Here is a 224-nt window from a genome sequence, read left to right as displayed (position 1 = left end):
AACTTCAACACCAGCCAGTTCGACAAGGTCAAAGACAACCGCATCAGGCAGTGGCGTGATCAGGAATACAGCTACGACGCCTGGGGCAATCTGATCGAAAAGCGCTCGGGGCACAGCAAGCTGCAGAGCTTCAACTATGACTGCGAGAACCGCCTGGTCCGGGCGCAAACGCTGGTCGAGGGCAAGCTGCAGAGCACGGGCGAGTATCGCTACGACAGCCTTGG

At 58.5% G+C, this 224-nt stretch carries 1 pseudogene; it reads left to right on the top strand.

Annotated elements, in window-relative coordinates:
• Window positions 1-224 (top strand): annotated as a pseudogene (locus tag ACQRAX_RS25765) (RHS repeat domain-containing protein); the annotation flags it as partial.

Source organism: Pseudomonas sp. UM16, assembly GCF_050312595.1.
GTDB lineage: Bacteria > Pseudomonadota > Gammaproteobacteria > Pseudomonadales > Pseudomonadaceae > Aquipseudomonas.
Note: the sequence above shows the minus strand (reverse complement) of the source record. Positions and strands in the feature narration are given on the sequence as shown.